Here is a 20,973-nt window from a genome sequence, read left to right on the forward strand (position 1 = left end):
GAGGCGCGGGCGCGTGCTCTAGGAGTCCGTACGCAGCCCGTCGAAGGCGAGCCGCACGACCGCCTCGGCGACCTCCTCCCCGCCGTAACCGCCGCCGGGATGCGGCCGGTACCACTCGACCAGCGAGTTCACCATGCCGAACAGCAGCCTGGTCGCCAGCCGGATGTCCATGTCCGCACGGAGATCGCCGTCGGCCGCGGCGGCCTTGAGCAGATCGGCCACGCGCTGGTCGAACTCCCGGCGCCGCTCCATGGCCCACCGCTCGGTGGCCGTGTTGCCCCGTACACGCAGCAGCAGGGTCACATAGGGCAGCTCGGCCATCAGTACCTCGACGGTGCGCCGGGTGACGTACTCGACCCGCTCGATGGCCCGTCCGCGCAGTGCCCCCGGCTCGTCGAGAACGGCGAAGAGGGAGTCGAGCGCCCGGCTGACGGCCCGGCGCAGCAGCTCCTCCTTGCCCGCCACATGGTGATAGATCGAGGACTTGGAGATTCCGGCCGCCTTGGAGAGGTGCTCCATGGAGGTGCCGTCGTAGCCGCGCTCGTTGAAGATCCGTACGGCGACGGTCAGCAGCGTCTCCGGCGTATAGGTGTCCCGCTTGGCCGTGGTCATGCGCCTGCCTCATCCTTCTCCGGCCGAACGTACCCCTGCCGGTAGAGCCCCAGGGAGGGGGCGTAGCGCCCGGTGGGTACGCGCGCGTGGAGCTCGTCCAGCAGCTCGTGCGCCCAGAACCGGCCGAGGCGCCGGCCCCATTCGACCGGCCCCAGCGGATAGTTGACGCCGAGCTGCATCGCCGTGTCGATGTCCTGAGGGGTGGCGACACCCTTGGCGACGGCGTCGGCGGCGAGGTCCACGAGCATCGCGACCGTACGGGCCACGATCATCCCGGGGACGTCCCCGATGACGCTGACCTTCTTGCCGAGGGCCTGGAAGAGGCCGATCGACTGCCTGAGCGTCTCCCAGCCGGTGACCTCTGAGGCGGAGAGCGCGATCCGGGTCGCGGTCCGGTAGTCGAGGGCGAGGTCGAAGTAGACGACGTCGCGGAACTCCGCGGAGGTCTGTCCGTCGGCCAGGGCCAGCTGTCCGCCGCTGGGCAGCAGAATCCTGGTGCCCCGGTCCTCGTCCTCCTCACGGACGCCGATACCCGCCTCCCGGATCATCCCGAGCAGCTCCCGGGCCGGCCCGAGGTCGCCCTCGACGGTGATGTGGGACGGCGGCTCGGTGGCCGGTGCGGTGTGCGGCTCGGGGCGCAGGGCGCCTTCCTCGTACGAATACCAGCCGCGCCCGCTCTTGCGCCCGTGCCGGCCCGACTCGACGAGCCGGCGCTGGGCGAGCGACGGCGTGAACTTGGGGCTCTGGAAGAAGGACTCCCAGACGGAACGGGTCACGGCCTCGTTGACGTCCTGGCCGATCAGGTCGGTCAGCTCGAAGGGCCCCATCCGGAAGCCGCCGCACTCGCGCAGCACCGCGTCGATGGTGGCCGGATCGGCTCCGCTCTCCTCGTAGACCGCGAAGGCCTCGGCGTAGAAGGGCCGGGCAATGCGGTTGACGATGAAACCGGGGGTGTCGGTACAGCGCACCGGGGTCTTGCCCCAGGCCTTCGCCGTCTCGTACGCGCGCGTGGCGGCCGCCTCCTCGGTGGCGAAGCCGCTGACCACCTCGACCAGCGGGAGCAGGGGCGCCGGATTGAAGAAGTGCAGGCCGACGAAGCGGCCCGGGTGCCTGAGAGCGCCCGCAATGGCAGTCACCGAGAGTGAGGAGGTGTTGGTGGCCAGTACGCAGTCGTCGGCAACGATCTCCTCGAGCGACGTGAACAGGTCCTGCTTCACCGGGAGTTGTTCGACGACCGCCTCGACGACGAGCGCGGCGTCGGCCAGCTCGGCAAGCTCGGCCGCGGGGTGCAGCCGGGCGCGGGCGGCATCCCTGGCCGCCGCGTCCATCCGGCCCTTCTCGACCAGCCGGTCCAGGCGCGCGCCGACGGCGTCCGCCGCCTCGCCCGCCCGCCCGGCGACGGCGTCGTAAAGACGCACGGGATGGCCTGCGACCAGGGCGACCTGCGCGATGCCCTGCCCCATGGTGCCGGTGCCGACCACGGCGACGGTCCGGCTCTGATCTATGGCGGTCATGGGAGTGATCCTCCCCGATGAGTTGTCCACAGGTTCGACGGCCCCCTTGTCCCGACCGATCGTTCGGTTACTCTAACTCTGTCATTCCTTCCCTGCCCAGCTCGACGAGGAGTTGGTCCTTCATGCAGCTGACCGAGACCCACCGCCCCACGCTCGACCAGGCCCTCGAAGCGATCCGCACGCGCGCTTACTGGTCGCCGCACGCCGAGCACCCCAAGGCGTACGGAGAGAGCGCGCCGGCCGACGGCCTCGCCGCGTTCGAGGCCCTGCGCAACACCCGCTTCGAGCTGGACCAGCCCGGCACCGACGGCTGGACCGGCGGCGAAGTCTCGCCGTACGGCCCGGAGTTGGGTATCGAGTACCCGCACCCGGATCTGGACGTCCTGCTGCCCGCGATGCGGGCGGGCATGACCGCCTGGCGCGAGGCCGGGCCCGAGACCCGTGCCCTGGTCTGCCTGGAGATCCTCTCGCGGATCAATGCCCGCACCCATGAGTTCGCGCACGCGGTGATGCACACCAGCGGGCAGGCCTTCATGATGGCGTTCCAGGCGGGCGGCCCGCACGCCCAGGACCGCGGCCTGGAGGCCGTGGCGTACGCCTACGAGGAGCAGACCCGCACCCCCGCGGCAGCCGACTGGTCCAAGCCGCAGGGCAAGCGCGACCCCCTTGAGCTGCGGAAGTCCTTCACCACGGCCGGCCGCGGCATCTCCCTGCTGATCGGCTGCAATACCTTCCCCACGTGGAACGGCTACCCGGGGCTTTTCGCCTCCCTGGCCACCGGCAATCCCGTACTGGTCAAGCCCCACCCCCGCGCGGTGCTTCCGCTCGCGCTCACGGTGCGTGTGGCCCGCGAGGTGCTGGCCGAGGCGGGCTTCGATCCGAATCTCGTCGCTCTCGCAGTCGAGCGCCCGGGCGAGGGCATCGCCAAGACCCTGGCCGTGCGCCCCGAGATCAAGATCATCGACTACACGGGATCCACCGCCTTCGGTGACTGGCTCGAGGCGAACGCCCGCCAGGCGCAGGTCCACACCGAGAAGGCCGGAGTCAACACGGTCGTTGTCGACTCCACCGACAACTACAAGGGCATGCTGTCCAACCTGGCCTTCTCGCTGTCCCTGTACAGCGGCCAGATGTGCACCACCCCGCAGAACCTCCTGATCCCGAGGGACGGCATCACCACGGACGTGGGCCCCAAGTCCTACGACGAGGTCGTCACCGACCTCGCGGCCTCCGTGGGCGGCCTGCTCGGCGATGACGCCCGGGCGAACGCCCTGCTGGGCGCGCTGGTCAACCCTGACGTGAAGGCGCGCCTGGACGCGGCGGCCGGAGCGGGCGAGGTGGCTCTGCCCTCACGGAAGATCACCAACCCGGAGTTCCCGGACGCGGTCGTCCGTACGCCGGTCATCGTCAAGCTCGACGGCGCCCGGAAGCTCTGGGAGGGAGCCGACTCCGATGCCGTCTTCCTCTCGGAGTGCTTCGGCCCGGTGTCCTTCGCGGTCGCCGTGGACTCCACGGCCGATGCGCTGGAGCTGCTGCGGCGCACAGTCCGCGAGAGGGGCGCGATGACCGTCGGCGCGTACACGACCTCGGAAGCGACCGAGCGCTCGATCGAGGACGTCTGCCTCGACGAGTCGGCGCAGCTCTCCCTGAATCTGACGGGCGGGGTGTACGTCAACCAGACGGCTGCGTTCTCCGACTTCCACGGCTCGGGTGGCAACCCGGCGGCCAACGCGGCTCTGTGCGACGGCGCGTTCGTCTCCAACCGCTTCCGTGTGGTGGAAGTCCGCCGCCAGGCCTGAGGCACCTGGGCAGGCCGTGACCCGTGGGACGTACGGGTCACGGCCTTGCCAGGGGTCACGGCGCTGCGGGGCCTTCGGTTCACGGCCCGCCGTTCAGCCGACCTGGGCTTCTGGTCCCGGTAGCGGACCGCGCGAGTGGAACAGAGCCATGGCCACACTGGTCGCAAGGTTGTAGCTCGACACCTGGGACCGCATCGGGAGGGCCAGCAGCTTGGTTGCCCGGCCCCGGAGCTCGGGCGAGACCCCGTGCCGCTCGGAGCCGAATACAAGCAGCGCGTCACCAGGGATGCCCACCGCCCTGATGCCCTCCCCTTCCGGGTCAAGGACGTACAGCGGGCCCGGTGGAAGATCACTGACGGGTAGCCGTTCCACGGCAGTGGCGAAATGGAGACCCGCCCCCGCCCTCACCACGTTGGGATGCCACGGGTCCAGGTCGCCGGTGGTGACCACGCCTGTGGCCCCGAACCCGGCAGCAAGACGAACCACGGCTCCGACATTCCCGAGATTGCGCGGGTTGTCGAGAACGACGATCGGAGACGTCCGCGGCAGTCTCACCAGGCCCGCCACATTCGCCTGACGGCTTGGCCTGGTAGCAAGAGCGGCCACCTGCGTGGGGTGAACTCTCGGCACCAGTTCCCGCAGGGTCTGTCCCGGTACCTCGACGACAAGATCCCTGATGCGTTCCGTAACGTCGTCGGCAAGTGAAGCAGCCAGCGCCAGGACGGCCTCCTTGTCGCTGGTGATGCCGACTCGTATGTCCGCTCCGAAACGGAGCGCATGCTTCAGCGCGTGGAAGCCGTCAAGCAGCACAACATCAGGCGCGGCCTCGCTCCATTGCCGTACGGCCTTCGTGGCATCGTCGTCGCTCATCGCCTCAGGCTACGGTGCCGAACAGCCGCTCTCACACATCGCAAACACCCCAGTGGGGCCACCACCGTCCGTGCCCCGTGACGGGCTTGTCCCGGCTCTGTGACACCGGGAGTTCCAGCGCAGCGGTGCGACAACGCCGTTGCTACGGTCCCGCTTGGGGGTGCGGCCGACTGGGCCGCCTGTGAACAGGGGGACGTCCTCATGAATGCCAACCGACTCAGACCCGTTGTCCTCGCGCTCGCGGCCGTCACACTGACCGCTGTGCTCACCGGGTGCAAGGAAGACGGGTCTGACGCCGGGGCGGCGACGCCGAGCGCGGGAGCCAAGGCAACTCCGTCACCGAGCACGACTGCCCATAAGCCCGACCCGAAGCCGAGCGTGGGCGCCACAGCCCCCTCGTCCCCCGGTGCCGGCGTTGGCGGCACGCCGGCCGGCAAGCCCGGCGCCAAGCACAAAGGATCACCCGCGACCAAAGCGCCCGCCGCCGGCTGTGCCAGCAAGCCGCCGAGCCCGGACCATGTCGATCCCGACGAGTTCGCCGTCTACCGAGTTGAGGAACTCGACGGCAGCACCGGGAAGGTGAACCTGGTCGTTGAGCACGGTGCCTGGGGTTGCCCGGGGAAGGACACAGACGGGGCGCCCTTCGTCGTCACAGGCGAACACAGCCGCTGGGCTCTCGACCAGGCCGCGTATGTCACCGCCACCAACCCCATCACCGACAGCAGTGAGAACAAGCGGATCGGCGTGCAGGAACTGATCGACTGGATCAATGCGCACCCCGACTCCGGACTCGTGTTCAGGTATGAGACCGGCAAGGACGGCGCCATCCACCGCCTGGAGCAGGTCTTCACGCCGTAGCCACCGCGAAGCCCAAGCCCCGGACCAAGAGATCGGTCCGGGGCTTCTGCCGGTCGGCCGAAGCAGTCAGTGGCCGCCGGTCATCGAGCCCCGGAGCAGTCCGAGGCCGCCCACACGCCGCTGGGGCTTCTCGTGGCGGCAGGGCTCCTGAGCTGCGCCGTCCTGGCCGCCGTGTGCTGGATGTCCGGTCACATCCGTCCCGATCCAATGCTGCAGACCGTAGCCCGCTTTCTGCATGTCGCAGCCCTCTTCGTCGGACTGGGCGCCGTACTCGCCGTGGACTGGTTCGCGCTCCTGAGCCCGCCGCAACAAGGAGGCCGTGAGCCGCCCCCTGGCCGGCGCCGTTGAACCGGTTCTAGTAGTGCTTCGTTAGGTTGGTTTGATCGGGTGGCGTGTGGTGGTGCATGCTGCTGGTCGTGGATCTTGGGGAGATCGAGGAACTGCGGGAGAACCTTGGCGAGTTCGTTGCCGAGGCGTTCGCGTCGTTGAAGCGAAAGGATCAGCGCGGGTGGGGGGACTGTTACTTGCGTGGGCTGATGCTGGACGGGCGGCGCAAGTCGATCCAGCCGATGGCCGAGCGGCTGCCGGACGGCAACATGCAGGCGTTGCAGCAGTTCGTCAGCCAGTCGACGTGGGACCACGTTCCGGTGCTGCGGTCCGTTGCGACGAAGGTGGCCTCGGAGATCTCTCCGGAGGCGTGGGTGATCGACGACACCTCCTTCCCCAAGGCGGGAGACCAGTCGGCGGGGGCGGCCCGCCAGTGGTGCGGGGCTTTGGGCAAGAAGTCGCTGTGCCAGGTGGGAGTGAGCCTGCACGCGGTCACCGACGCCGCCTCCGTGCCGCTGAACTGGCGGCTGTTCCTGCCCGCCGAGTGGGCTGATCCGGCCGATGGGCGTCGCGCGAAGGCAGGGGTGCCCGCGGAGGTTGGGCACCGGGAGAAGTGGCGTCTGGCCCTGGACGCGATTGATGAGGCGCTCGGGTGGGGGCTGCCCGGCCGGGTCGTGGTGGCTGATGCCGGATACGGCCAGATGCATGCCTTCCGTGCCGGGCTGGCCGATCGCGGCCTGGACTACGCCGTGGCGGTTCGCGGTGACATCAGCGCTCACCCCGGGCAGGCCGTGCCCATCGCGCCGGAACGAGAAGGGCGGATGGGCGCCCCACGGCTGCCCCGTTACCGCGAGCCGGCCCGCTCCCTGAAAGACCTGGTCACGACCGCCGGGCGGCGTCGGCTGCGGCGTTGCACCTGGCGCCAGGGCAGCAGAGGCGCGATGACCAGCCGGTTCATCGTGCTGGAGGTCCGCCCGGCCGGTGTCGCGGCGACGAAGGCAGCGCGGGAGGAAGCCGGTGGCCGTGCCGGGTGGGACGGCGTTCTGCCCGCCGAGACCCTGATCGCCGAATGGCCGCCGCACCAGGATGAGCCCACTGACTACTGGCTGACCAGCCTCCCCGCCGACACCGCGCTGCGACACCTGGTCCGCATGGCGAAGATCCGCTGGCGGATCGAACACGACTACCGCGAACTCAAGCACGGGCTGGGCCTGGACCACTTCGAAGGCCGCACCTGGCGCGGCTGGCACCACCACGTCACCCTCGTCACCGCCGCCCACGCCTTCCTCACCCTCCGGCGCCTGGACCCAAAAGCCCAAGCGCCGGCCTGACCTTCTACCAAGTCCTCCAGACCCTGCAGGACCTCCTGCTGTGCTGGACCGGCGCATGCCCCACCTGCCACCGAGACTTACCGACCCCGGCCCAGACAGACGGTCACCCACCAGGCGCAACCTAACGAAGCACTACTAGGTGGTACTCACCCAACGAGCGTCGGGGGCTGGTCCTGGCTCCCGCGTCGCTGCTGCGCCCCCCGCCCCGCCCATTCGGGAGAGCAGCCGGTCCCTGCCGCGCGCCGTCCACCCGCCGAGCCGGATCAGGAAAGTGGTCGGCAGAAAAACGGCGTCGGCGGCGATCATCGCCAGCGAGAAGAACGGCAGCCCCAGCAGAACGGCGATCGCCGCGTGCTCCATCATCATGGCCACGAGCAGGACGTTCTTGACGCGGCGGTTGAAGAGCGTGAAGGGAAAGGCGACCTGCACGATGACCGTGCCGTACGTCAGCACCATCACCATCACGCCGCCGGAGGCGAGAAGGTCCGAGAGGGCCGGCCAGGGCGTGAAGTAGTCGAGCTTGAGTGGGTAGTACAGCGCGGTGCCATCCTGCCAGCGCGAGCCCTGGATCTTGTACCAGCCGGCGGTGGCGTAGATCAGACAGACCTCGGCCATGATCACGACGAGGGCCGCGTTGTGCGCGAGGTTGGCCACAACGTCCAGCAGGGCGCGCGGTTCGCTGTGCGGCGCGTACCGGCCAGCCATCCACCACAGGCCCTGCCCCACCCAGAGCCCCCAGAGAAGGAGCAGGAAGAACCAGCCGGTCTGATTCAGGAAGGTGGCTATGACCAGGGCGAATCCCAGCACGGCCCACAGTGCCGGGCCCATCCGGTCACACGGTGGCACGCCTCGCAGATCCGGAACCGCCCGCGCCGTGCGCCGCGCGTCCAGCGACCAGACCTGTCCGCAGCGGGTCAGGACCAGATAGATCGCCATCAGATGGATGACGTTGTCCCCGCCGTCGCCCATGAAGATGGAGCGATTCTGCAGCGAGAGCACACCGACCATGAAGAGCACGGACATGGTGCGGGTTCGCCAGCCCAGCATCAGCAGCGCGCTGGACAGTACCGCGAGGCCGTACACGACCTCGAACCAGACGTTGTTGTCCGCCCACATAAGGGCCGTGAAGGCGTCATTGCCCGCGATGAGCTGCCGCGCCATGTCCCAGCTCCAGGAGCCGTTGGGCCCGTACATTTCACGGCGGTTGGGCAGCTCGCGGAGCAGGAAGAGCAGCCACGTGGCGGCGAAGCCGATCCGGATGACGGCGCTCTGGTACGGGCCCATGGCCGTCGAGGTGATGTGCTGGACGGCACGGGCGGCCCTGCGGTCGGGAGTGTCGCTCACCGGCTCGCCTCCGTACGACCGTTACGGACTCCGCCGGGCAGGTCCGCCGCGGTGATCGTCCACCAGGGCAGAACGCGGTGGGCGGGGCGGGTGTCGATCTTCTCGTCGCTCCACTCCGGGGCCTTGACCGAGCGGGTCGACGACCTGAGCTGGATGCGCTCGACCGGGCCTCCCAGGTCGCGCTTGTCGAGCCGCGTCATCACGATGCGGCGGACATAGTTCTCCGAGAGCTGGCCACGCAGGCCGTTTCCTCGGTTCTCGTTGTCGTGAGAATTGACATAGAAGTCCCAGGCCCGGCGCAGCTCGTTCTGCTGGACATGGCTGGGGAGGGGATTGCCGCGGATCGCCTGGCCGTCATCGGCGGTGAGATCGATCCAGCCGGTGATCTCCCGGCTGCCGTCGGAGGCGACGTACTCGACCTTCACCTCTACGTCGACGTTCTGCTGAAGCGGGTTCGGGGCGAAGAGTTTCCAGTTCTGCTCAAACTCGGGATAGATCCAGCCGTCGACCGCTTCGCCGTGTTTCTTGGTCACCGTGTTGGGCGGGGCAACGTGCAGGAACACCATGGCAAGGTGGACGCAGGCGAGCGCGGCGATGATCGCGAGTGAGAGGGCCGCAGCCACTTGATACGGGAGGGAGAGCGCCGCGATGCCCCGCGCGGGCGCAGGACCCGGGCCGGAATTGCGCTCGGGCTGAGGCAGCTCGGCCTGCTGCGACATTTCGAGGTGAGGCAGCTCGGGCGCTGGCAGCTCAAGCATGGCGGCCTGAGGCAGCTCGGGCTCCTCAGGCATTTCGGGCTCGGTCAGCTCGGGCTCGGTCAGCTCGGACTGAGGTGCGGCCTCGGATCGGCCGACCGCCTCACGCCGGGCTGCGGGGACGGGCTCGAAGCCGTGGCCGGCGGGCGTCTCGGAGCTCAGGCCCCCGGCGCCTCCGGCGTCCTCGTCCTCGTAGGAGTCCATCCCGCCCCGATCCCCATCGGTCCACCTCAGTTATCCACAGGGTTGACACCCTACGGGCCGTCGACTCACCATTGAAGTCAATGAACCGAACGATCGGTCGGTAGGGGAGCCCGGATGACGGCAGTGACTGCGGATACCTACGAGGCGGTTTTCGACGCCGCCGTAGCCGCCGACGAGCGCATCGAGCCGCGCGACTGGATGCCGGACGCCTACCGGGCGACGCTGGTGCGCCAGATGGCACAGCACGCCCATTCCGAGATCATCGGAATGCAACCCGAGGCGAACTGGATCACCCGGGCGCCCTCACTGCGGCGCAAGGCGATCCTGATGGCCAAGGTCCAGGACGAAGCGGGCCACGGTCTGTATCTGTACAGCGCGGCCGAGACCCTGGGCACCAGCCGCGAGGAGCTGCTCGACAAGCTCCACGCCGGCCGCCAGAGGTACTCCTCGATCTTCAACTACCCAACTCTGACCTGGGCGGATGTCGGCGCAATCGGCTGGCTGGTTGACGGCGCCGCGATCACCAACCAGGTGCCGCTGTGCCGCTGCTCCTACGGCCCTTACGCCAGGGCGATGGTCAGGATCTGCAAGGAGGAGTCCTTCCACCAGCGCCAGGGCTACGAGCTGCTGCTCACCCTCTCCAGGGGCACGCCCGCCCAGCACGAGATGGCACAGGACGCGGTGAACCGCTGGTGGTGGCCCTCGCTGATGATGTTCGGTCCGCCGGACGACGAGTCTGCGCACTCCGCGCAGTCCATGGCCTGGAAGATCAAGCGGCACTCCAACGACGAGCTGCGCCAGCGCTTCGTGGACATCTGCGTCCCGCAGGCCGAAACGCTCGGGCTCACCCTCCCGGACCCCGACCTGAGGTGGAACGAGGAGCGGGGACACCACGACTTCGGCGCGATCGACTGGTCGGAGTTCCAGGAAGTCCTCAAGGGCAACGGCCCCTGCAACGAACAGCGGATTACGCAGCGGCGCAGGGCGCACGAAGAGGGTGCCTGGGTCCGGGAAGCGGCCGCGGCATACGCAAGCAAGCATGAAGCACAGCACTTGAAGCCCGGGGAGGCGACGGCATGAGCAGCTCGACCGACTGGCCGCTGTGGGAGGTCTTCGTCCGCTCGCGCCGCGGGCTGTCCCACACCCACGCGGGAAGCCTGCACGCCCCGGACGCGGAGATGGCCCTGCGCAACGCCCGCGATCTGTACACCCGGCGAAACGAAGGCGTGTCGATCTGGGTCGTCCCCTCCACCTCGATCACCGCCTCCTCGCCCGACGAGAAGGACCCGTTCTTCGAGCCGGCTGCCGACAAGCCCTACCGCCACCCGACCTTCTACGAGATCCCGGAAGGGGTGAAGCACCTGTGACCACCACGGTGAACGCCGCGGCACTGGCCCTCGGCGACGACGCACTGGTGCTCTCGCACCGCCTGGGGGAGTGGTCGGGCCATGCGCCCGTCCTGGAGGAGGAGGTCGCCCTCGCCAATATCGCGCTGGACCTGCTGGGGCAGGCGCGGGTGCTGCTCTCCCTCGTCGGCGACGAGGACGAGCTGGCGTATCTGCGCGAGGAGCGGGCCTTTCGCAACCTCCAGCTGGTCGAGCAGCCGAACGGCGACTTCGCGCACACCGTCGCCCGCCAGCTCTACTTCTCCGTCTACCAGCGGCTGCTGTACGGGCAGCTGGCGGCCGGCGACAGCGAGTTCGCCGGGCTCGCTGCGAAGGCGGTCAAGGAGGTCGCTTACCACCAGGACCACGCCGAACACTGGACGGCGCGGCTCGGCGACGGCACGGCCGAGAGCCATGAGCGGATGCAGCGCGCCTGCGACGCGCTGTGGCGGTTCACCGGGGAGATGTTCCAGCCGGTCGAAGGGCTGGACATCGACTGGCAGGCACTGCAGACCAGTTGGCTGGAGAGCGTCAGCGCCGTCCTGGAGCGGTCCACACTGACCGTGCCCGACGGGCCGCGTTCCGGCGGCTGGGCGGCGGGGGCGGGCCGCCAGGGCCTGCACACCGAGTCCTTCGGGCGGATGCTGGCCGAGATGCAGCATCTGCACCGCAGCCACCCGGGGGCGTCATGGTGACCGACGTGACCGACACGCGTCTCGAGGAGGAGCTGCGCAGGCTCGCCGGCTCCGTGCCGGACCCCGAGCTGCCGGTGCTGACCCTGGAGGAGCTCGGTGTCCTGCGCGGGGTCCAGATCCTCGGGCCCGGCAGGGTCGAGGTGGAACTGACTCCGACCTACACCGGCTGCCCCGCGATCGAGGCCATGACCTCGGACATAGAGCAGATCCTCCACGACCACGGGGTGCCGGACGTCTCGGTCGTCAAGGTTCTCTCACCGGCGTGGTCGACGGACGACATCAGCGCAGAAGGACGGCGCAAGCTGGCCGAGTTCGGGATAGCGCCGCCCCGCCCGCACGCCGCTGAGGGACCGGTGGCGCTCACGCTCTCCGTGCGCTGCCCGCACTGCGGCTCCACCGACACCGAACTGCTGAGCAGGTTCTCCTCCACCGCCTGCAAGGCTCTGCGTCGCTGCGTCAGCTGCCGCGAACCATTCGACCACTTCAAGGAGTTGTAGATGTTCCATCCGCTCCGGGTGAGCGAGGTCGAACAGCTCACGGACGACTCGGTGGCCGTCACCTTCCAGGTGCCGCCCGAGCTGCGCGAGACCTTCCGCCACACCCCCGGCCAGCATCTGGCCCTGCGCCGCCTGGTGCAGGGCGAGGAGATCCGCCGCACGTACTCGATCTGCACCCCGGCCGCCCCGGCCAACGCTGATCCGATGCTGCGTGTGGGCATCCGGCTGGTCGACGGGGGCGAGTTCTCGACGTTCGCGCTCAAGGAACTGGCCGTCGGCGACACCGTCGAGGTGATGCCTCCAATGGGCCGCTTCCTCCTCGCCCCCCGCCCCGGGTACTTCGCGGCGATCGTCGGCGGCAGCGGCATCACCCCGGTGCTGTCGATGGCGGCAACGCTGCTGGCTGCCGAGCCGGAGGCCCGGTTCTGCCTGATACGCAGCGACCGCACCGCGGCTTCGACGATGTTCCTGGACGAGGTCGCCGACCTCAAGGACCGCTTCCCTGACCGTCTGCAGCTGGTGACCGTGCTCTCCCGGGAGGAGCAGCAGTCGGGGCTGGGGTCCGGACGGCTGGACCAGGAGCGGCTGACCGGGCTGCTGCCGGCGCTGGTGCCGGTGGCGGACGTGGACGGCTGGTTCCTGTGCGGCCCCTTCGGCCTGGTCCGGGGTGCCGAGAGCGCACTGCGCGGGCTCGGTGTGGACCGCAGCCGCATCCACGAGGAGATCTTCCATGTGGATGACGACTCGGGGCCGAGCAAGGTCGCGGTGACCGCTCCGGCCCACGCCGAGCTCACCGCGACTCTCGACGGCCGGTCCGGCAAGTGGCCCGTCCGGGAAGGGGAGTCGCTGCTCGAGACAGTGCTGCGGAGCCGCGCGGACGCGCCGTATGCATGCAAGGGCGGCGTCTGCGGCACCTGCAGGGCGTTCCTGGTCTCGGGCGAAGTGCGAATGGACCGCAACTTCGCGCTGGAGCAGGAAGAGACCGAGGCGGGCTATGTGCTGGCCTGCCAGTCCCATCCCGCGACGCCGGAAGTGGAGTTGGACTTCGACCGCTGAGACCCGGCGCGCCGAGCCCGGCGCGCCCTTGGTCCTCCCGCGCTGTGTTCTTTTTCCAGGAGCTGTTCTATCTTGACGGACCGTCAGATAGGTAGGCAGCGCCGGTGCGTGGGAGGACAGGACAGTGGACTTCACTTTCACCGAGGAGCAGCAGGCGGCCGTCGAGGCGGCGAGGGCGGTCTTCTCGGGCGTCGCTCCCGATGGTGTGCCGTCTCCCGCGCTCACCCCGGGCGCGGTGGCCGAGGAGTTCGACCGGCCGCTGTGGGCCAAGCTCGCGGACGCGGATCTGCTGAGCCTCGTCGTGTCCCCGCAGTACGGCGGGGCGGGCCTCGATCCCATCGCACTCTGCCTCATTCTGCGTGAGTCAGCGAAGGTACTGGCGCGGGTACCGCTGCTGGAGACGAGTGCGGTCGCCATGGCAGTGGAGCGCTATGGCAGCGCCGAGTTGAGCGACGAGGTCCTCCCCCGCGTCGGCCGCGGTGAGCTGGTCCTCACCGTCGGGGCCAATGGCCGCACCGGTCACGACCCCGCCGAGCTCGCCGTCGCCGCCCGCCGGGACGCCGCACACGGGGACGGGCACGGGGAAGGCTGGGTGCTGGACGGCGTACAGACGGGCGTGCCGTGGGCCCAGTCCGCGGACCGGATCGCGATACCGGCGCACACCGATGACGGCCGAGCCGTGTTGGCGCTGGTCCCCCGGGACCGTGGCGGGCTCGCTCTCGCCGAGCAGATCTCCACCAGCGGCGAGCGCTTCGCCGAGGTCAGCCTGGATTCCGTACGGGTCGGGAGCCGCGAGCTGATCGCCGCCGAGGGAGCCTGGGAGTGGCTGCGCCAGCTCCTGGCGACCGGGACCTGTGCGCTGGCGCTCGGTCTCGGTGAGGCGGTGCTCTCAATGACCAGTGAATACACCGGAAAGCGCGAGCAGTTTGGATTTCCGGTCGCGACATTCCAGGCCGTCGCCGTCCAGGCCGCCGACCGTTATATCGATCTGCGCGCGATGGAGGCGACCCTCTGGCAGGCGGCCTGGCGGCTGAGCCCGGCGCGGGGGAGTGCGGGAGTCGGCGGCCCGCTGCCCGTGTCCGGCGATGTGGCGGTTGCGAAAATCTGGGCATCGGAGGGTGTACGCCGTGTCGTGCAGACCGCCCAGCATCTGCACGGCGGCTTCGGCGCGGACACCGACTATCCGCTGCATCGCTATCACGCCTGGGCCAAGCAGCTCGAACTCTCGCTCGGCCCCGCAGCCGCCCACGAGGAGGCGCTGGGCGAGCTGCTGGCGGCCCATCCTCTGGGCTAGCAGCGCGGAGGCAAGCTCAGAGAACGAAGGCCGGGCTGTCGTTGTCGGTGACCATCGGCCGCCCGGCGCCGTCCCATGCGAGCATGCCGCCCTCGATGTTCACCGCGTCGATGCCCTGCTGCACCAGATACTGGGTGACCTGCGCGGACCGCCCGCCGACCCGGCACATCACATGGGCACGGCCCTTGTCCGCCACAGCCTCGGTCACCTCACCGAAGCGGGCCACGAAGTCGCTCATCGGCACATGCAGTGCGCCCTCGACATGTCCGGCAGCCCACTCGTCGTTCTCCCGGACGTCCAGCACCAGGCCGTCGGACGGTACCGCCGCGGCATCCACCGCGGGCAGCGGGGCGAAATTCATGGGCTATGCCTTCTCTCGTGCGTACGGCGGCAGGGCTCTGCGTGCTCCAGGTCTCCCGAGCCACTCAGAAAACCTACTGCACCAGTTTGGACAGTTCCGCCTCGCGCTCTGCGACCTGCGCGAGCAGCTGCTCGGCAATCTCCTCCAGCAGCCGGTCCGGGTCCTCGGGCGCCATCCGCAGCATCGCGCCGATCGCGCTTTCCTCCAGCTCCTTGGCGACCGCGGTCAGCATCTCCTTGCGCTGCGACAACCACTCGAGCCGGGCATAGAGCTCCTCGCTCTCGCTCAGCCGCTGCTCGGCCGGCACCGGACCGGCCTCCCACTCCGCGGCCAGCTCCTTCAGCAACGCCACATCGCCGAACCCATACGCGCCGTTCACGCGCGTGATGAACTCGTCGCGCCGCACCCGTTCCGCCTCGTCCTGAGCCAGGTCCGGATGCGCCTTGCGGGCCAGCTCACGGTAGAGCTTGCGTGCTTCTTCGCTCGGCCGCACCCGCTTCGGCGCCCGCACAGGCTGGTCGGTGAGCATCGCGGCGGCCTCGGGCGAGAGGCCGTCGGAGTCCATCCAGTCGTGGAACAGCTCGTCGACGCCCGGCATGGGCATCACCATCGCCCGGGCCTCCTGCGCCTTGCGCAGATCCTCCGGATCGCCGGTGCGGGCGGCCGTGGCCTCGGCGATCTGGGCATCCAGCTCGTCCAGACGCGCATACATCGGGCCGAGCTTCTGGTGATGCAGCCGGGAGAAGTTCTCGACCTCCACCCGGAACGTCTCCAGCGCGATCTCGAACTCGATCAGCGCCTGCTCGGCCGCGCGCACAGCCTTCTCCAGCCGGGCCTCGGGCCGCGCCTGCGCGGCCTGCTCTTCGTCGTTCCGGGTCGTCGGGCCCCCGGCTGCATCCTGGGTCACCCGCCCAGCCTACGGGCGCGGCCGAGCGCCCGGTCACACCCCCAGCTCAGCGGCTATCCGTCCGCTCTTGATCGCCGACAGCAGATCCGCGTGGTCCGCCTCCGTACGGTCCGCGTAGATCCCGGCGAAGCCGGCCACCGCCTCGTCCAGCTCTTCGTTCTTTCCGCAGTATCCGGCGAGCAGCCGCGGATCGGCGCTGTGCGCGTGCGCCCGGGCCAGCAGCGCTCCGGTCATCCGTCCGTAGTCGTCCACCTGGTCCGGCGCGAGGGCCGCCGGGTCCACGCTGCCCTTGCGGTTCCTGAACTGCCGTACCTGGAAAGGCCGTCCGTCGACCGTCGTCCAGCCAAGAAGAATGTCGCTGACCACCTGCATCCGCTTCTGGCCGAGCACCACCCGGCGCCCCTCGTGCTCCACGTCCGGAACAGGGAACCCGGCAGCCTTCAGATACGGAACGAGCGCCGAGGACCGTGCCTCCTTCACCTGCAGCACCAGCGCGTCGCCACGGTGGTCGAGCAGCAGCACGACATATGACCGGGTACCCACGCTCCCGGTCCCGACCACCCGGAAGGCCACGTCATGGATCGAGTACCAGGCGAGCAGCGGAAGCCGGTCCTCGGACACCGTGCTCAGATACTCCTCCAGCGACGCGGCGACGGCCGCCGCTTCCGCGTCCGGTACTCGTCGCAGCACCGGCGGCGCGTCCACGAAGCGCCGTCCCCCCTCGCCCGGGGCGGAGTCGCTGTCGGACACGGCCTCGGTCGACTTGGCGGCGAAGCGCGCGCTGGTGTTGTTCCGGGCCTTCTCCGAGACTCGCTCCAGCGTGCCGATCAGATCCCGCGCGTCGGTGTGGGAGACGAGTTCCTCGTCGGCGATGGCATTCCACGCGTCCAGCGCGGGCAGCCTGGCCAGCAGCCGCATCGTGCGCCGGTACGCGCCCACGGCGTCGAAGGCCGCCGCCCGGCAGACGGTTTCGTCCGCGCCGACCACGCGCCCGGCCAGCACCAGCGAGACGGCGAGCCGCTTGAGGTCCCATTCCCATGGGCCCACGACGGTCTCGTCGAAGTCGTTCAGGTCGATGACAAGGCGGCCGCGCGCATCGCCGTACAGACCGAAGTTCGCCGCGTGGGCATCACCGCAGATCTGCGCGCCGACTCCGGTGACCGGAGTGCCCACCAGGTCATGGGCCATCAGGCCGGCCGAGCCGCGGAGAAAGGCGAACGGCGAGGCGGCCATCCGGCCGACCCGTATCGGCGTGAGCTCCGGCACCCGGCCGCGGCTGGACTCCTCGACGGCCTGGACTGCGTCGGGCCGCGCCACCGGAAGTACGAGCGAGTCGTGCGAGGCCCGCGGAATCCTGTCCCGCAGCGCCTTCCCCGCCTCCTTCGGCGACCTGGCGCCATCCGGGGCACCAGCCACCTCCTGACCCGGACGCCGTGCGAATCCAGGCACCACCGGGACACGCGCCCCTACCCCTGCCGCGTCCCCGGGTGCCCTCACGGCACCCCCGGACCCGCCGGCGCCCGCTCCGTCGAACTCCGCCCGCCCTGTCGGCGTCCCCGTCTCAGCCTCGCCCATGAAGCGCTGCCTCCCCCGTCGTCGTGCACGAACACGTACACCTTCAACATCAACTGCCAACGACCGTACCGCCGCTCCCCGACAGCCGTCTCCCCCTGTGGATAACGTTCGGCACTTCCACTGCCCGCGAAGATCCACCACACCGGGCCCATCTGCTGTGGCACAACTCGGCCGGAGACATCCCCCAGCCCATCTGGCCTCTGCCACACCACACGAGTGGAAGCAGCGCTAGCAGTGGCCCGACTCGCCCTTCGCCAGATGCCCGTCCGCCCACCGCGCCAGCTCCTTGAGCGCGGGCTCCATCGCCGCCCCGGCGTCCGTCAGCCGGTAGGCGACCCTCAGCGGCGGCCCGGTCGACTTCCCGCACCACCAGCCCGGCCGCCCCCAGCCCGGTCAGCCGGTCCGAGAGCATGCGCTCGCTGATGCCCGGAATGGCACGCCTCAGCTGCCATGGACACCTTCACGATCCCGTCCACTCCTCAACGCGTGGCTGGACCAGGTGATCGTCGTCGGTCACAACGCGGGTCCTGACGGACCGGTAGCCGGAACCCCGGTCACGGTCGTCGCCAGCCGCGGCGGTTCCTATGCTCCGGGTACCCCGCGCGAGGCTTCGAGTACGTTCAGAACTACCTGGAGAAGGTGCTGACCGGCATGCTCGGCGCTGAAGTCGACCTCATCGTTCCCGAACTGACGCTGGCCCACTCCAAGCCGGAGATGGCGGAACTGATCCCGCTCGCCAACGCCTCCCGCACCAAGGCACTGGATGAGGCTGCCGAGAAGGGCAAGACCCTGGCCGCGTGCCTGGCCGGCTGACCGCTCAAACCGTCTCGACCGTGCGCGAACGTCCGCCGAGGGTCCTCCCCGGCGGGCGTTTCACGTGAAACATGCAACACGTATGTTCCCCGTGGAGCGACGAACGACGACGCATCACGCCGCCGGTTCACGAGACCGGCCCGCCCGTGCCAGGGCCCAGGCATCACGCGCCATCGCACATCACCCCGCGTCCAACCCCGCGTCCAGCCCCGCATCCCGCGCCAGCAGCGCCGCCTGCACCCGGTTCTCGCACTCCAGCTTCGCCAGGATCCGGCTCACATACGTCTTCACCGTGGCCTCGCTCATATGCAGCCGCCGCCCCGCGTCCGCGTTGGACAGCCCTTCCCCCAGCAGGGCAAGGACGTCCCGCTCGCGACTGCTCAGCCCGGCCACCCTCGTCCGCGCCTGCTCGCCGCGGGCCGCCGCCCGCCCCGAGGCGAGCTGATCCACCACGTGCCGGGTCGCACCGGGCGAGAGATACGCATCCCCCGCAGCCGCCGCGCGTACCGCCCGGATCAGCTCCGCGGGCGCGGTGTCCTTCAGCAGAAAACCCGCGCCGCCGTGCTCCAGCGCCCGCAGTACGTTCTCGCGCTCGCCGAAAGTCGTCAGCACGATCACTCGTGCCGCCGGTGCCGCCCTGCGCAGCTCTTCCAGGGCCGTCAGCCCGTCCATCACCGGCATCTGGATATCGAGGAGCACCACATCGGCGCCGTGTGAACGCGCGGACGCGATCGCATCGCGCCCATTGGCCGCTTCCGCCACGACCTCGATCCCGCGGTCGGAGGTGAGGATCATCCGGATCCCCGCCCTGATGAGCGGCTCGTCATCAGCGATGACGACCCGGATCGGCGACTGCGTCACCTGCACCCCCCCCCACTCGCGCACCCATGCGGCCAACCCGCTTATCGGCTGACCTCGTAGGACTTCTTCTCGATCAGCTTGCCGTCCTTGAAGCAGAACCGGAACACCGGCTCGGTGTCGAGGTTGTCCCCCACCTCCGAGGACATCAGCACCAGGCATTCGGAGCCCACAGGCTTTTCAGGGCCTTTGCCACTCAGCCCGGCGGTCGCGATCGTGTCCCCGCTCGGCAGCCCGTCACGCACCTCGTCCTCGGGGGCCCCGATCGTCACCTTCTCGTACTCGACCGGGTCAATCATCCCCTCACTCATCGAGCCCACCAGGAAGAACAGCCCGAAGACACCCGCTGCCCCCAGTACCAGCAACGCCGCCACAGAGATCCCGCAGCCAAGCGCCAGACCGCCGCCCCGGCTTCTGTTCTGTCCACCCATCGCCAGCTCCCGCTCCGAAACAGTCCAGTTCATGACCGGACCACCGTTCCCGAGCGCGGCCTTCGGCGACTGCTGGCGAAAGTCGTCCTCCGTCGCGACGAACGGCGCCGCCTCCACGACTCCGTACGGCAGCACCCCCGCCACCCGGAAGCCCCCGTCGTCCGCCGGACCCGCGTGCACGATGCCACCGACCAGCCGGGCCCGCTCCCGCAGCCCGGTCAGCCCCTGGCCGCCACTGACCACTTCGCCGGGAGCGGGCGCCGCCGCAGCCCCGCTGACGACCTCGACGACGAACGAGTCCGGCTCGTATCTCAGCTCCACGCCTATCGCGGCCCCGGGCGCGTGCTTGTACGCGTTGGTCAGCGCCTCCTGCGCGATGCGGTACGCCGCATGGTCGCCCGCCGCCGCAAGGGGCCGCGCCTCGCCCGAGCACCGCAGCTCCACGGTGTTACCCGCCGCCCGCGCCGCCTCCACCAGGCCCGCGATGCCTGCCGTCCCACGGGCGGCACGCCCCGACTCGTCGACGGGCGGCGGCGCTTCGACCCCGTCCCGCAGAATCCCGACGACCTCGCGCAGCTCATGCATGGCGGTCACCGAACCGTCCCGGAGCACACCGACGACTTCCCGCTGCCGTGGTGTCAGCTCGGGGTCCACCTCGAGCGCACCTGTGTGTACGGAGATCAGCGCCAGCTGGTGGCCAAGACTGTCGTGCATGTCCTGGGCGATCCGCTGCCGTTCGAGCAGCCGCGCCTGCCCTGCCACCATCGCCCGCTCCCGCAGGAGCTGGGCGTTGCGCTCCTGCAGGGTGTGCAGCAGGGTCCGGCGCTGCGTCCAGTAGCGGCTGGCCAGTCCGGGCACGACCGTCGTCGCCAGGAAGTAGAGCGTGGAGAGCAGAACCATCGTCATCTGCGCGTGCTGCGCCCAGGAGTCCACGAGCGTGGTGCCGATGAAGAGGGCGTACGCGACAGTGAACGCGGCCAGCGTTCGCCCGGCGCCCACGACCCTGCGCCCGGCCGACCACCCCACGACCATCAGCAGCGGCGCGAAGCCGCTCAGGAGTGGCGCCAGCGCCCCGGTCATCACCAGGACCGGCGTCGGCATCCGGCGTCGCAGCAGGGACAGCAGCGCCACCGACGCTCCGACGAGCAGCAGCCTCGGTCCCTCACTGCCCAGCAGTTCCTCGGTTCCGGCGGCCATGAGGCCGAGCACCAACGCGAGTACCAGCTCGCCGGCGGTCCGCCGCCTCGACCACAGCTCGGGTGCCGCCAGCCACGCCCAGCCCGCCCGGATCCTCGATGAAGCGTCCACAGCCGCACCCTAAGCAACCCGCCCTGGCGCCCACAGCCCACTTTCGTCTCACCGGGGAGCGACGAACGTCGCACTCGACGCTGCTCCCCGGCGATGGGCCGGCGCCAGGTCTGATCGGCTTGGCGCGCTGGTTCACGCCGGGGCGGCGCGGACGATAGCGTTGTCGTGCAGGGACCGGT

General features: G+C 69.8%; 20 protein-coding genes and 2 pseudogenes. 10 read left to right on the top strand and 12 right to left on the bottom strand.

Features of this window, described 5'->3' with window-relative positions; all coding sequences use genetic code 11:
- Positions 1-18: 18 nt before the first annotated feature.
- Positions 19-612, bottom strand: coding sequence for a TetR/AcrR family transcriptional regulator (locus FBY35_RS17400; protein ID WP_142214676.1), 594 nt, complete (start codon positions 610-612; stop codon positions 19-21).
- Positions 609-2,126, bottom strand: coding sequence for a 3-hydroxyacyl-CoA dehydrogenase (locus FBY35_RS17405; protein ID WP_142214677.1), 1,518 nt, complete (start codon positions 2,124-2,126; stop codon positions 609-611). The genes FBY35_RS17400 and FBY35_RS17405 overlap by 4 nt, the downstream gene beginning before the upstream one ends.
- A gap of 122 nt (positions 2,127-2,248) precedes the next feature.
- Between FBY35_RS17405 and paaN the strand changes: the two genes are divergently transcribed.
- Positions 2,249-3,925 (top strand): phenylacetic acid degradation protein PaaN, encoded by a 1,677-nt coding sequence (paaN, locus tag FBY35_RS17410; RefSeq protein WP_142214678.1) that lies wholly within the window; start codon positions 2,249-2,251, stop codon positions 3,923-3,925.
- Positions 3,926-4,018: 93 nt separating this feature from the next.
- On the opposite strand, the gene FBY35_RS17415 is transcribed toward paaN, so the two are convergent.
- The gene (locus tag FBY35_RS17415; RefSeq protein WP_142214679.1) at positions 4,019-4,795 is read right to left on the bottom strand and encodes an RNA methyltransferase; all 777 of its coding nucleotides are present in this window, start codon (positions 4,793-4,795) and stop codon (positions 4,019-4,021) included.
- Between the two features lie 201 nt (positions 4,796-4,996).
- Here FBY35_RS17415 and FBY35_RS17420 point away from each other — a divergent pair, with 201 nt between their 5' ends.
- Positions 4,997-5,653, top strand: coding sequence for a hypothetical protein (locus FBY35_RS17420; RefSeq protein ID WP_142214680.1), 657 nt, complete (start codon positions 4,997-4,999; stop codon positions 5,651-5,653).
- A gap of 66 nt (positions 5,654-5,719) precedes the next feature.
- Here FBY35_RS17420 and FBY35_RS17425 read toward each other — a convergent pair whose 3' ends face one another.
- The gene (locus FBY35_RS17425) at positions 5,720-5,962 is read right to left on the bottom strand and encodes a hypothetical protein (RefSeq protein ID WP_142214681.1); all 243 of its coding nucleotides are present in this window, start codon (positions 5,960-5,962) and stop codon (positions 5,720-5,722) included.
- A gap of 107 nt (positions 5,963-6,069) precedes the next feature.
- Between FBY35_RS17425 and FBY35_RS17430 the strand changes: the two genes are divergently transcribed.
- Positions 6,070-7,311 (top strand): IS701 family transposase, encoded by a 1,242-nt coding sequence (locus tag FBY35_RS17430; protein ID WP_399208371.1) that lies wholly within the window; start codon positions 6,070-6,072, stop codon positions 7,309-7,311.
- A 135-nt stretch (positions 7,312-7,446) separates the two neighbouring features.
- On the opposite strand, the gene FBY35_RS17440 is transcribed toward FBY35_RS17430, so the two are convergent.
- Both FBY35_RS17440 and FBY35_RS17445 read right to left on the bottom strand, forming a co-directional pair.
- A complete protein-coding gene (locus FBY35_RS17440; protein WP_260848703.1) occupies positions 7,447-8,595 on the bottom strand; it encodes an HTTM domain-containing protein in 1,149 nt (382 codons plus the stop codon).
- Between the two features lie 56 nt (positions 8,596-8,651).
- Entirely contained in the window at positions 8,652-9,614 is a 963-nt protein-coding gene (locus tag FBY35_RS17445) for a DUF5819 family protein (RefSeq protein ID WP_142214683.1), read from the bottom strand.
- A gap of 114 nt (positions 9,615-9,728) precedes the next feature.
- Here FBY35_RS17445 and paaA point away from each other — a divergent pair, with 114 nt between their 5' ends.
- From paaA to FBY35_RS17475, 6 genes are all read left to right on the top strand, one after another.
- Positions 9,729-10,694, top strand: coding sequence for a 1,2-phenylacetyl-CoA epoxidase subunit PaaA (gene paaA / locus FBY35_RS17450; RefSeq protein WP_142214684.1), 966 nt, complete (start codon positions 9,729-9,731; stop codon positions 10,692-10,694).
- On the top strand, positions 10,691-10,981 hold the full coding sequence (paaB, locus tag FBY35_RS17455) for a 1,2-phenylacetyl-CoA epoxidase subunit PaaB (RefSeq protein ID WP_142214685.1): 291 nt from the start codon (positions 10,691-10,693) through the stop codon (positions 10,979-10,981). Before paaA ends, paaB begins: the two co-directional genes overlap by 4 nt.
- Positions 10,978-11,694: a 1,2-phenylacetyl-CoA epoxidase subunit PaaC gene (paaC, locus tag FBY35_RS17460; protein WP_142214686.1), complete on the top strand. Its 717-nt coding sequence runs from the start codon at positions 10,978-10,980 to the stop codon at positions 11,692-11,694. Before paaB ends, paaC begins: the two co-directional genes overlap by 4 nt.
- A complete protein-coding gene (gene paaD, locus FBY35_RS17465) occupies positions 11,688-12,191 on the top strand; it encodes a 1,2-phenylacetyl-CoA epoxidase subunit PaaD (RefSeq protein WP_142214687.1) in 504 nt (167 codons plus the stop codon). The genes paaC and paaD overlap by 7 nt, the downstream gene beginning before the upstream one ends.
- Entirely contained in the window at positions 12,192-13,247 is a 1,056-nt protein-coding gene (locus FBY35_RS17470) for a 2Fe-2S iron-sulfur cluster-binding protein (protein ID WP_142214688.1), read from the top strand.
- Positions 13,248-13,371: 124 nt separating this feature from the next.
- Positions 13,372-14,541 carry an acyl-CoA dehydrogenase family protein gene (locus FBY35_RS17475; RefSeq protein WP_142214689.1) on the top strand — a complete coding sequence of 390 codons (1,170 nt, stop codon included), beginning with the start codon at positions 13,372-13,374 and terminating at the stop codon, positions 14,539-14,541.
- A 16-nt stretch (positions 14,542-14,557) separates the two neighbouring features.
- Here FBY35_RS17475 and FBY35_RS17480 read toward each other — a convergent pair whose 3' ends face one another.
- The 4 genes and pseudogenes from FBY35_RS17480 to FBY35_RS17495 all read right to left on the bottom strand — a co-directional run.
- Positions 14,558-14,902, bottom strand: a complete 345-nt coding sequence (locus FBY35_RS17480) for a rhodanese-like domain-containing protein (protein WP_142214690.1) — start codon at positions 14,900-14,902, stop codon at positions 14,558-14,560.
- 73 nt (positions 14,903-14,975) lie between these two features.
- Positions 14,976-15,809, bottom strand: a complete 834-nt coding sequence (locus FBY35_RS17485; RefSeq protein WP_142214691.1) for a hypothetical protein — start codon at positions 15,807-15,809, stop codon at positions 14,976-14,978.
- A gap of 33 nt (positions 15,810-15,842) precedes the next feature.
- Positions 15,843-17,384 carry a DUF2252 domain-containing protein gene (locus tag FBY35_RS17490; protein WP_142214692.1) on the bottom strand — a complete coding sequence of 514 codons (1,542 nt, stop codon included), beginning with the start codon at positions 17,382-17,384 and terminating at the stop codon, positions 15,843-15,845.
- 228 nt (positions 17,385-17,612) lie between these two features.
- Positions 17,613-17,832: pseudogene (locus tag FBY35_RS17495) on the bottom strand (winged helix-turn-helix transcriptional regulator); the annotation flags it as partial.
- Between FBY35_RS17495 and FBY35_RS17500 the strand changes: the two are divergent.
- Positions 17,829-18,197 (top strand): annotated as a pseudogene (locus FBY35_RS17500) (NAD(P)H-dependent oxidoreductase); the annotation flags it as partial. The pseudogenes FBY35_RS17495 and FBY35_RS17500 overlap by 4 nt on opposite strands.
- A gap of 180 nt (positions 18,198-18,377) precedes the next feature.
- Here FBY35_RS17500 and FBY35_RS17505 read toward each other — a convergent pair.
- Positions 18,378-19,058, bottom strand: a complete 681-nt coding sequence (locus tag FBY35_RS17505) for a response regulator transcription factor (protein ID WP_142214693.1) — start codon at positions 19,056-19,058, stop codon at positions 18,378-18,380.
- A gap of 41 nt (positions 19,059-19,099) precedes the next feature.
- Positions 19,100-20,794, bottom strand: a complete 1,695-nt coding sequence (locus tag FBY35_RS17510; RefSeq protein WP_260848643.1) for a sensor histidine kinase — start codon at positions 20,792-20,794, stop codon at positions 19,100-19,102.
- Positions 20,795-20,973: the final 179 nt, after the last annotated feature.

Source organism: Streptomyces sp. SLBN-118 (assembly GCF_006715635.1).
In the GTDB taxonomy this organism is placed as follows: Bacteria; Actinomycetota; Actinomycetes; order Streptomycetales; family Streptomycetaceae; genus Streptomyces.